The 10,000-nt window shown below is 45.6% G+C and carries 11 protein-coding genes; 6 read left to right on the forward strand and 5 right to left on the reverse strand.

What is annotated here, in order from left to right; translation table 11 throughout:
• The 3 genes from LDL18_RS01525 to hisB form a co-directional block, all read right to left on the reverse strand.
• Nucleotides 1-184: HisA/HisF-related TIM barrel protein (locus LDL18_RS01525; protein WP_296506418.1), on the reverse strand; the 184-nt coding region annotated here is incomplete at its 3' end.
• Nucleotides 185-288: 104 nt separating this feature from the next.
• Nucleotides 289-930 (reverse strand): imidazole glycerol phosphate synthase subunit HisH, encoded by a 642-nt coding sequence (hisH, locus tag LDL18_RS01530; RefSeq protein ID WP_296506420.1) that lies wholly within the window; start codon nucleotides 928-930, stop codon nucleotides 289-291.
• Nucleotide 931: 1 nt separating this feature from the next.
• On the reverse strand, nucleotides 932-1,522 hold the full coding sequence (gene hisB / locus LDL18_RS01535) for an imidazoleglycerol-phosphate dehydratase HisB (protein WP_296506434.1): 591 nt from the start codon (nucleotides 1,520-1,522) through the stop codon (nucleotides 932-934).
• Between the two features lie 87 nt (nucleotides 1,523-1,609).
• On the opposite strand from hisB, the gene LDL18_RS01540 reads away from it, so the two are divergent.
• Both LDL18_RS01540 and LDL18_RS01545 read left to right on the forward strand, forming a co-directional pair.
• Complete coding sequence (locus tag LDL18_RS01540; RefSeq protein WP_296506421.1) at nucleotides 1,610-2,101, forward strand: ClpXP protease specificity-enhancing factor SspB; 492 nt, start codon at nucleotides 1,610-1,612, stop codon at nucleotides 2,099-2,101.
• 221 nt (nucleotides 2,102-2,322) lie between these two features.
• The gene (locus LDL18_RS01545) at nucleotides 2,323-2,661 is read left to right on the forward strand and encodes a hypothetical protein (protein WP_296506423.1); all 339 of its coding nucleotides are present in this window, start codon (nucleotides 2,323-2,325) and stop codon (nucleotides 2,659-2,661) included.
• A gap of 70 nt (nucleotides 2,662-2,731) precedes the next feature.
• Here LDL18_RS01545 and ppa read toward each other — a convergent pair whose 3' ends face one another.
• Nucleotides 2,732-3,265, reverse strand: coding sequence for an inorganic diphosphatase (gene ppa, locus LDL18_RS01550; RefSeq protein ID WP_011241279.1), 534 nt, complete (start codon nucleotides 3,263-3,265; stop codon nucleotides 2,732-2,734).
• A gap of 204 nt (nucleotides 3,266-3,469) precedes the next feature.
• Here ppa and hisS point away from each other — a divergent pair, with 204 nt between their 5' ends.
• The 4 genes from hisS (at nucleotide 3,470) to LDL18_RS01570 (ending at nucleotide 8,039) form a co-directional block, all read left to right on the forward strand.
• Nucleotides 3,470-4,729 carry a histidine--tRNA ligase gene (gene hisS / locus LDL18_RS01555; RefSeq protein ID WP_296506424.1) on the forward strand — a complete coding sequence of 420 codons (1,260 nt, stop codon included), beginning with the start codon at nucleotides 3,470-3,472 and terminating at the stop codon, nucleotides 4,727-4,729.
• Nucleotides 4,726-5,802 carry a peptide chain release factor 1 gene (gene prfA, locus LDL18_RS01560; RefSeq protein WP_296506426.1) on the forward strand — a complete coding sequence of 359 codons (1,077 nt, stop codon included), beginning with the start codon at nucleotides 4,726-4,728 and terminating at the stop codon, nucleotides 5,800-5,802. The genes hisS and prfA overlap by 4 nt, the downstream gene beginning before the upstream one ends.
• Entirely contained in the window at nucleotides 5,795-6,655 is an 861-nt protein-coding gene (gene prmC / locus LDL18_RS01565; protein ID WP_296506428.1) for a peptide chain release factor N(5)-glutamine methyltransferase, read from the forward strand. The genes prfA and prmC overlap by 8 nt, the downstream gene beginning before the upstream one ends.
• Before the next feature lie 310 nt (nucleotides 6,656-6,965).
• Nucleotides 6,966-8,039: a DUF4167 domain-containing protein gene (locus LDL18_RS01570; RefSeq protein ID WP_296506430.1), complete on the forward strand. Its 1,074-nt coding sequence runs from the start codon at nucleotides 6,966-6,968 to the stop codon at nucleotides 8,037-8,039.
• A gap of 59 nt (nucleotides 8,040-8,098) precedes the next feature.
• On the opposite strand, the gene LDL18_RS01575 is transcribed toward LDL18_RS01570, so the two are convergent.
• Complete coding sequence (locus LDL18_RS01575) at nucleotides 8,099-9,886, reverse strand: ABC transporter ATP-binding protein/permease (protein WP_296506432.1); 1,788 nt, start codon at nucleotides 9,884-9,886, stop codon at nucleotides 8,099-8,101.
• Nucleotides 9,887-10,000: the final 114 nt, after the last annotated feature.

Raw genomic sequence — 10,000 nt, forward strand, 5'->3', positions numbered from 1 at the left:
CGGCAAAAGCACCGTCAAGATCGACTACATGCAAATAGCGGGCGCCAGCCTCATAAAATTGGCGGGCACGAGCCGCTGGATCATCGTCATAAATGGTAGCACGATCCATATCGCCTTCAGACAAGCGAACAACATGGCCTTCTTTCAGGTCAATGGCAGGAAAAATAATCAGTGAATCCGTCATGGATTTCTCCAATATCCGTTCTTTTATGTTCTTTGGATAGGGGGACATAAAAGAGAAAGGGGGACGCCAGACAGTATCATCTATCTAGCAAAATTTGCGTTTTATTAGGGATTCCAGTCCAAAAAACGGGACAGAAATTCCAGACCATAGCTCTGGCTTTTTTCAGGGTGGAATTGGACACCCATAATATTATCCCGTCCGACCGCGGCTGTCACAAGGCCGCCATGTTCAGTTGTCGCTAATAAGGTCGATTCGTCTTCCGGCACGAAAGCGTAGCTATGGAGGAAATAGGCTTCCCCTGCCCGAAGGAGAGGATGAGAATCTGTGGTTAAATCAATCTGGTTCCATCCCATATGAGGCACCTTACAAGAAGAATCATTCGGGCGGAGCGGTGTTACCTTGCCTTTGATCCAACCCAAGCCTTGATGGATGCCATATTCTTCACCTTGGTCAGCAAGAAGCTGCATCCCGACACAGATGCCCAAAAAAGGGCGTTTTTTTTCAAGAACAGTCTTTTCCAAAGCGGGCACCATATCAGGAATAGCCTTTAACGCTTGCATACAGGAAGCGAAGGCACCTACCCCCGGTAAAACAACGCGGTCTGCCTGAAGAACCTCATCAGGATTGGCGGTAACAACCAGATTTTCGCGAGCTAATCCCGATGCCAATAATGCATTGGCAACCGAACGAAGATTACCTGCACCGTAATCAATAAGAGCGACTGTTGAAGATGCCTGATTTTTCACGTTATAAACTACCCTTTGTCGAAGGTATTCGGCCTTGCTTCCCTGCATCAATAGCAACGGCTTGACGCAAAGCCAGAGCCAAGGCTTTGAACAGGCTTTCAGCAATATGATGGTTATTGCGCCCGTAAAGCGTTTCAACATGAAGGGTAAGTCCTGCCCCTTGAGCAAAACTTAGAAACCAATGTTCTAGCATTTCGGTATCAAGATCACCCAAACGTGGTTGGGTGAAAGCGGAGCGCCAAACCAGATAAGGGCGGCCAGAAATATCAATGGCAACCCGACTCAAGGATTCATCCATAGGTGCGTAGGCATGCGAAAAGCGAGTAATGCCCGCTTTGTCGCCCAAAGCCTGCTGAACAGCCTGCCCGAGAGCAAGTGCGCAATCTTCTATAGTATGATGGGGATCAATATGTAGATCGCCTTTGACGGTCACATCGCCATCAATAAGCGAGTGGCGAAAAAGCTGATCTAACATATGATCAAAGAAACCAATGCCAGTTTTGACATTATATTGCCCATGCCCATCCAGATTAAGATGGATATGAACATCGGTTTCGGCGGTTTGACGATGGATTGAGGCTATACGCTGCATAAAATCGCTATAGCCTACCCGCGCTTTCATGCAAATATACTCAATCCCATCTTGACCGATAGCTTTGACACGTCCACCTAAGGCTTTATGAATGAGGAAAGCTTTGACAGTCTGATTCCGTATGATGAGATCGTCCAAGAAGCCCTGCGCGCTGTTGTTGGTCGCGTTTTAGGGACAGTACAGGCAGAGGGCGGCCTCCCCGGAGATCATCATTTCTATATCACCTTTAAAACACAGGCAGCCGGTGTTTCTGTACCGCCGCATCTGTTAGCCCGATTCCCTGAAGAAATGACGATTGTCATTCAGAATCGCTTTTGGGATTTGGTCGTAGAATCCGATCATTTTAGTATCGGTCTTTCTTTTGGTGGCATCCCATCCAATCTGGTTATCCCCTATTCTGCAATCACCAATTTCGTCGATCCTTCGGTTCACTTTGCCTTGCAATTTGAAGCCCAGTTCGAAGAAGTCGTTGATTCGGAAGAGAATGAACCAGAGCCCGAAAAACGGCCATTACCTGAAGCCAAGCCTATCGAAGAAGGGTCGAATGTCGTTTCGGTTGATTTCAGCCGTAAAAAATAGATTTTACTGTCTATCGAATATCGCTATCCTGTGTTGGTCGTAAGACAGGCCAAAAAAGCAGGATAGCCCCAGAGAAAGAATCGAATTTTTATAAAAATTCGGTCATTTTAAATTTTACGGCTCTTTTTAGAGTTTTCTGCGTTCTTCAAAAAACCGATGATGTAGAAAAGGCTCTTGCCAGTCGGGTTATTATTGTAATTTCATTCAGGGAATGAGAAGGCATGGTTTCAAGGATTGTCGAGACATTGGTGCAGGCTGAAATCAATCGCGCCCACCAAGATGACAGTCTGAAGAATCTGGTAACAGGGGCTTTGGTTGTTGGCGCTATTCGCCGTTTGGGGCCTGTTGGCCTTATTCTTGGCACCGGATATGTTTTAGGGAAAGCCTATATCCGGCGGCGGGCTTTGGAACGAATAGAACAGCAAAAATGGCTGGAAGCACATCCCGAACAGGAAACAGAAATTTACGCCGAAACAGCAGGTATGTTACCTCATCAGCCAGAGACGCCACTTGATTTTCAATCGAAGAAAAAGGCTTCGGTTAAAAATAAACCCGCATAACAAAAAAAATTTTGTCATGCGGGATAAAATTTAATCTGGATATCCGGCAAAAAACCGGATTTAGTTAAAATTAGGCTGATTTCTGAGCGCGTTCGATCGCTTCAACGATAATTTTACGAGCATCAGCAGAACTGCCCCAGCCTTCGATCTTGACCCATTTTTTAGATTCAAGGTCTTTATAATGTTCAAAGAAATGGCCGATCTGATCGGTGATAATCGCAGGTAAATCGCTGGCTTCTTTGACAGAAGAATAAAGCGGGATGATATCGTCAACAGGAACCGTCAACAGTTTTTCATCTTCGCCTTTTTCATCCTTCATCCGCAAAACAGCGATAGGACGAACGCTGACAACACTACCTGGAACGAAAGGCGTCGGGGCAAGAACCAAAGCATCCAGAGGATCGCCATCATCTGACAGAGTATGCGGAACAAAGCCATAATTGGCCGGATAACGCATAGGCGTATGCAATAAACGGTCAACAAACAAGGCGCCGGATTTTTTGTCAAATTCGTATTTCACCGGTTCGCCGCCCTGCGGCACTTCGATGATAACATTCAGCGTTTCGGGCGCATTATCGCCTGTGGGAATAAGATTGATATCCATAATAAAATTGCGATAATGCGGGCTTGTTTTTATCACAAGCCTCTTTTTCTGTCTTTTAGGGAAGAAAAAAGTCTTTTTGGATGAAAAGGCAACAGATGATCTTTCTGTATCCGCTGCGCATACAAAATTTTGCACAACCGGAAAAATAGGTTAGACGCGGGCAACTCTTGAAGAAATCTTTATTTTATTAGCCGGATGAATGGCATGAAAATTAAAACGCCCCAGCCGATTCGTGGCACACAGGATATTTTTGGCGAAGAGTCTCTTCGCTTTAACCATGTCGTCAACAAGTTTGATGAGATAAGAAAGCTATACGGATTTAAACGGGCAGAAATTCCGGTTTTCGAATCAACGGCTGTCTTTGCGCGTTCTTTGGGCGAAACAACGGATGTTGTTTCCAAGGAAATGTATAGCTTTCCTGATCGCTCCGGTGAGCAATTGACACTTCGGCCTGAATTTACGGCTGGATTGACTCGCGCTTATCTTACAAGTGGATGGCAGCAATATTCACCCTGCAAAATTGCAACTCATGGCCCTGTCTTCCGTTATGAGCGTCCCCAGAAAGGACGTTATCGCCAGTTTCATCAGATAGATGCCGAAGTCATCGGAGCTGCAGAACCAGAAGCTGATGTTGAACTGCTCTCTCTTGCTGATCAATTGCTGGAATCACTTGGTATTAAGCAGCATGTAACCCTTCACTTGAATACTTTGGGGGATAGTGCCAGTCGTGAGGCTTGGCGTGCAGCCTTGATCGAATATTTTCAAGGGCATTTTGACAGTCTGTCGCAGGAAAGTCAGGAACGTTTAACGCGCAATCCTTTGCGGATTTTGGATTCTAAAGACCCAAATGATAAAATTATTGCCGAAAAAGCGCCGATTATTGATGACTATCTAACAGAAGAAGCGGCTTCTTTTTTCAAGGCGGTAACAACCGGACTGGATGCCGCCGGTGTAGCATGGATGCGCGATCCCAGATTAGTGCGTGGTCTGGATTATTATCGCCACACAGCTTTTGAATTTATTACTGACCAGTTGGGTGCGCAGGGCACGGTCTTGGCTGGTGGGCGCTACGATGGTCTTTCCGAAGCCTTAGGCGGAAATCTGACGCCAGCTATTGGATGGGCTGCCGGTATTGAACGTCTGGCTATGCTAATCGACGAACCTAAAGAGGATGCTATGAATGTAGCCGTTATTCCTCTGGGTGAAGAGGCCAAAAATCCAGCGATTTCTATTCTTTCAAAGTTAAGACATGCCGGTATTTCAGCCGATATGTCATGGCGTGGGAATATGAAACGGCGGATGCAAAAGGCCAATAGTTGGGGTGTTCGTTACGCCATCATTTTGGGTGACGAAGAATTAGCCCGAAATGAGGCGACCGTTAGAAGTATGGTGACAGGTGAGCAGCAAGCTATTGCGCTTGATCAGATTGTTGACCAGATTTTATCAGAATTGAGGAATAAATGATCGCAATTTCACCTGATCGTCTGGCAGCTATTATTGCCAGACGGGAAGAATTACAGGCCGAGATGGCACGGCCTGATTTAGATTCCAACCGTCTGGTTGCATTATCCCGCGAATATTCCGAAGTCGAACCAGTTGCTTTGGCCGCTGAAAATGTCGGACGTTTGCGTGAAGAAGGCGAAACGCTGGAAGCCATGACCAAGGATGACGATCCTGAATTACAGGCCATGGCTGTCGAAGAATTAGAAGCCAACAAAACAGCTTTGACTGAAGCCGAACGGGCTTTGGCACTTAGCTTGTTACCTCGCGATGCGGCTGATGAACGCTCAGCCATTCTAGAAATTCGTGCTGGAACCGGTGGCGATGAAGCTGCATTGTTTGGCGGTGACCTTCTACGGATGTACAGCCGCTATGCAGAGGAGCATGGGTGGCGCGTTGAGATGATTTCTGCCAGTGCTGCTGAATTGGGTGGTTATAAAGAAGTCGTTATCAGTATTACTGGCGCGGGTGTGTTTGCTCGTTTGAAATTTGAGAGTGGCGTGCATCGCGTACAGCGTGTGCCGGTTACCGAAAGCGGTGGCCGTATCCATACATCGGCAGCGACTGTGGCAGTTCTACCTGAAGCCGAAGAAGTCGATGTTGATATTGATGAGCGCGACCTGCGTATTGATATTTTCCGTTCTTCAGGACCAGGTGGACAATCTGTGAATACAACAGATTCTGCCGTTCGTATCACTCATATTCCTAGTGGTATTGTTGTTAGTCAGCAGGATGAAAAATCTCAACACAAGAACAAAGCCAAGGCAATGAAAGTGTTGCGGGCAAGGCTTTATGAAAGAGAGCGGGAAAGGTTGCATTCCGAGCGGGCGGGTCAGCGTAAATCCATGGTGGGATCTGGTGACCGCTCTGAACGCATTCGCACCTATAATTTTCCACAAGGACGAGTAACCGATCATCGTATCAATCTGACTTTGCATCGTTTACCGGAAATCTTGGCAGGTCCTGGTTTAGATGAAGTCATCTCGGCTTTGATTGCAGAAGATGAAGCTGAAAGACTGGCAAGTCTGGATGATTAAATCTTCCGAGAGTCTGGTGAGACCGCTCTCTATTACCGAAGCCTTGCGTGAAGCCGCCCGTGATCTGGCAACTGTCAGTATGACGGCGCGGCTTGATGCCGAATTATTGATGGCGCATAGCTTGGGCATAGAGCGAGATGCCTTGCTATTAGGATCATGGGGCGAAAAACAAGCGCCTCTTTCCTTTTTTGAAGCCATAAAGCGCCGTAAACAAAATGAGCCGGTAGCCTATATTTTAGGATATCGAGATTTTTGGACTTTGCGCCTGACTGTAACGCCTGATGTTTTAATTCCTCGTCCTGACAGTGAAACCCTTATCGAAACGGCTATTGCCTATTTTCGTGAACAGGCTTTTTTACCAGAAAATATTCTTGATCTTGGTACCGGATCTGGTGCCTTGTTATTAGCCGCTTTAGATGAGTGGAAAAACGCGAAGGGGCTTGGCGTTGATGCCTCACCTGAGGCTTTAAAAATTGCCCACCTCAATGCTGATAAATGCGGTATTCTACCTCGCGTGGAGTTCAAAATCGGTCATTGGGGACTAGGGATTCAACAAAAATTCGATCTTTTATTATGTAATCCACCCTATATTGCCAGAGATGCCATGATGCCTGCTGATGTCTTGCATTATGAACCACATCTGGCCTTATTTTCAGGAGATGAAGGGTTGGATGATTATCGTGAGATCATACCGGAAATCCCTTCCCTTTTAACCGAGCGTGGTATTGCTTGTCTTGAAATAGGATTCGATCAGGCCGAAAATGTCAGTATGATTGCCAAAGAGACCGGATTAAAGAGTCGAATTTTTTACGATCTTGAACAAAGACCACGCTGTGTTTTGCTATCTAGGTGATAATTTTTCAGTTTTTTTCGAAAAATTTATAGATATCTCAATATAATGCTTGGATTTATCCCTGAGACTGCTTAAGAAAGAAAGAGGCAAACAAAAGTAAGCTGGCATTAACGCCCGACTTTTTAAGCCAATTCCCAATGGTAGCTTCATGGCGTTCCCGATGTTCCTTTTCGGGGCAGATATTAAAACGTCGTAACAGCTCCAGAAGTTATGACATTGACTTTGGGCAATGTCTTCAAGGGGGAATAACGTAGCCCGCCATTTTCGGCATAGCGGATGAAATAATTTTACTCCCCGTTATCCGGTCACAATGGCGGATGGTGACTTAACCACCAGTAGTGACGAAGGCAGCGAACAGTTGATCAATAATCGTCAGAACGGCCGACGCCGTGGGCGTAGCGGGGGCTTGCCCCGGTCTAATTCCAATAGCGGAATAGATCGCAATAATCGTATCGATAACCGTGCACGCGGAAATGCAAGTCAGCTTCATGAGAAATACAAGGCGCTGGCTCGAGATATGCAGTTGCAAGGTGATCGGGTAATGACCGAATATTACCTTCAATTCGCAGATCATTATTTCCGCATTTTGAATGATAATCGGCTTCGTTATGAAGAAGCACGGATGCGTGATCGTACTTTATCGCAAGAAGGCGATAATAACGAACAGATCATAGACAACCGTTCATCCATGGATAGCAGACAAAATGCTGATAATTCACGTCAGCCTATGGATAACCGGTTTGATAATCGCCGTCCCTCTTCTTCTTACAATGCAGAAAACCGTGTTGTAAGACGGCCTCGTCGGGTTGTAGGTGAAAACCGTTTGGCAGGCGATGATCGCAATGGCGATGATAATGGATATAACGCCAATTTTGGAAATAATAACTATAACAGCCCAGTCCGTTCGAGACGAATTGTAGAGAATAATGATCGCGCCGATATTCGCGCAGATTTTATGGATAGAGAAGATAACCGGATGACTGAAACGGCTATGCCGGTTCAAGCTCAGCCCTCTATTCCAATGGACGTTTCATCAGAAGAAGCCGTAACGCCGCCAGTTCGTCGTCGTGGGCGGCGACCAAAAGCTGTCGTTGAAGCGGAAGCACGGAAAGCAGCCGAGGCGCAGCGCTATACAGAAGGCGAATTGCAAGAAAATAATGCAGAGGCTATTCCTGCAATCGATTCCGATGCAGTAGCAGAAGCCCCTATTCGCCGTCGCGGACGGCGACCAAAAGCTGTTATTGAAGCGGAAGCACGATTAGAAGCGGATCGTTTACCCCCTGCCATCAATCCGGTTGACAATACTGATCAGGAAGAAGAAAAGCCACGCCGTCGTGGACGGCGGCCGAAAGCGGAAGTTGAAAGTGCCGCAGCTGAAGCCTAAAAGTATTCAAGAATAAATAAAAAAAGGGGGATATTTCATCCTCCTTTTTTTATTTGGCATTATCCTTTTTGACTTTGTCGTTTCCACATCATGGCATAAAGGCCATTTTGAGCCAATAAGGCTCGATGGTTGCCACATTCTGCAATTCTACCATGATCAAGGACTATAATCTGATCAGCGTGAACAATCGTAGATAAGCGGTGGGCAATAATAATCGTTGTCCTGTTTTGAGCTATCTGATTGAGAGTCGCCTGAATATCGGCTTCACTATGACTATCAAGTGCGCTGGTTGCTTCATCGAATAATAAAATAGGAGGATTTTTTAGCAGCATCCGAGCAATAGCGATGCGTTGTTTTTCTCCACCTGATAGCTTTAAACCTCGCTCGCCAACAGTCGTTTGATAACCTTGCGGCAGGGAATCGATAAAATCAGAGATAGCGGCTCCCCTTGCCGCCTGCCTAACCTCTTCAAAAGAAGCATCAGGATGGCCATAACGAATATTATATTCGATAGTGTCATTAAATAGGACGATATCCTGTGGAACCATACCCAGAATTTGCCGTAAAGAATGTTGCGTAACCTCCCGAATATCTTGATTGTCAATCAATATTCGTCCACCGGTTACATCGTAGAAACGGTATAATAGTCGCACCAAGGTGGATTTCCCAGCACCGGAAGAGCCAACAATAGCCAAGCTTTGACCAGCGGGAAGAATAAAATCGATATCCTTTAGGATAGGACGATCTGCATGATATTGGAATTGCACATGCTCAAAACGAACTTCACCAGCATTCACCTTTAATGCAGGGGCATTAACCTTATCCTGTAAAGTTGCCTTGGTATCAATTAAACGGAATACAGCGGCCATATCCGTCAGGCCTTGCCTGACCTGCCGATAAACGGTGCCCAGAAAGTCTAAAGGCCGAAAAAGCTGAAGCAGTAAGCTGTTAATTAGAACCACGTCACCGACACTGAAACGATTATGACTCCATCCCCAGATAGTAAAAACCATACCGCCAGCCATGAGGATATTGGTAATCAGAGATTGACCGATATTCAGGGAAGCCAGCGAGGTTTCAACCTTGACGGTCGCATCAGAAAGATCACCTGCAATTTTGGAATAGCGTTTAGTCTCTAAACTCTCGGCATTAAAATACTTAACAGTTTCATAGTTAAGCAATGAATCGAGCGCATATTGCCCTGCCTGTTGGTCATATTCTGTCCATTGCCGACGTAGAGTAACCCGTTTTTCTGTTATGATACGGGTAAAGAGAATATAAATAGCGATCATAGCTAAAGTAGCCATCACCATACCCCAGCCCCAGCCAGAAAGAACAAAAATTATGCAGGTCGCTATCAATTCAAAAATCGTGGGACCTATATTGAAGATCAAATAATAGAGCATTGAATCAATGCTTTTTGTGCCGCGCTCAATAATACGCGTCAAAGATCCTGTCCGTCGCTCAAGATGAAAAGACAGAGGCAAATCATGCAAATGTTTAAATAATTCTACAGATAATTCTTTCGCTGCATTTTGCCCTACAGCCTCAAAGATAGCGTTTCGTAAATTATCAAAGAGAACATTTCCAAAACGACTGGCAGCGTAAGCTACTGCCAAGGCCATGGCGATGCCTGTCCCCGTTTTTTCAGGAGCAGTCATGTGGTCTATGACCCCTTTATATGCAAAGGGCATCAATAGAATAATTGCCTTGGAAAAAAGAACCATGACCAAAGCAAGCAACAGTCTTGTTTTGAGATCTCTCCTATTTTCCGGCCAGAGGTAACGTAAAAAACGCCTCAGATTGGTTAGTGAATCATGAGGGTATTCTTTACCTTTAACAGCCATTAATTTTCCTCAACAAGACAAAAAAGAGGCGGATATGATGCCATACCCGCCTTGAATAAAACAAATTTTTCTAATTTCAGGCTCTTAAACGCGCACCTTTTTTGACAGCTGCTG

The sequence above is a fragment of the Zymomonas sp. genome (assembly GCF_020216885.1).
In the GTDB taxonomy this organism is placed as follows: Bacteria; Pseudomonadota; Alphaproteobacteria; order Sphingomonadales; family Sphingomonadaceae; genus Zymomonas.

What these genes read in the sequence shown, in the direction of transcription:
- hisB (WP_296506434.1), bottom strand. Translation starts at nt 1,522, where the DNA reads ATGCAGCGTATAGCCTCAATCCATCGTCAAACCGCCGAAACCGATGTT.
- LDL18_RS01540 (WP_296506421.1), top strand. Translation starts at nt 1,610, where the DNA reads ATGAATGAGGAAAGCTTTGACAGTCTGATTCCGTATGATGAGATCGTC.
- LDL18_RS01545 (WP_296506423.1), top strand. Translation starts at nt 2,323, where the DNA reads ATGGTTTCAAGGATTGTCGAGACATTGGTGCAGGCTGAAATCAATCGC.
- ppa (WP_011241279.1), bottom strand. Translation starts at nt 3,265, where the DNA reads ATGGATATCAATCTTATTCCCACAGGCGATAATGCGCCCGAAACGCTG.
- hisS (WP_296506424.1), top strand. Translation starts at nt 3,470, where the DNA reads ATGAAAATTAAAACGCCCCAGCCGATTCGTGGCACACAGGATATTTTT.
- prfA (WP_296506426.1), top strand. Translation starts at nt 4,726, where the DNA reads ATGATCGCAATTTCACCTGATCGTCTGGCAGCTATTATTGCCAGACGG.
- prmC (WP_296506428.1), top strand. Translation starts at nt 5,795, where the DNA reads ATGATTAAATCTTCCGAGAGTCTGGTGAGACCGCTCTCTATTACCGAA.
- LDL18_RS01570 (WP_296506430.1), top strand. Translation starts at nt 6,966, where the DNA reads ATGGCGGATGGTGACTTAACCACCAGTAGTGACGAAGGCAGCGAACAG.
- LDL18_RS01575 (WP_296506432.1), bottom strand. Translation starts at nt 9,886, where the DNA reads ATGGCTGTTAAAGGTAAAGAATACCCTCATGATTCACTAACCAATCTG.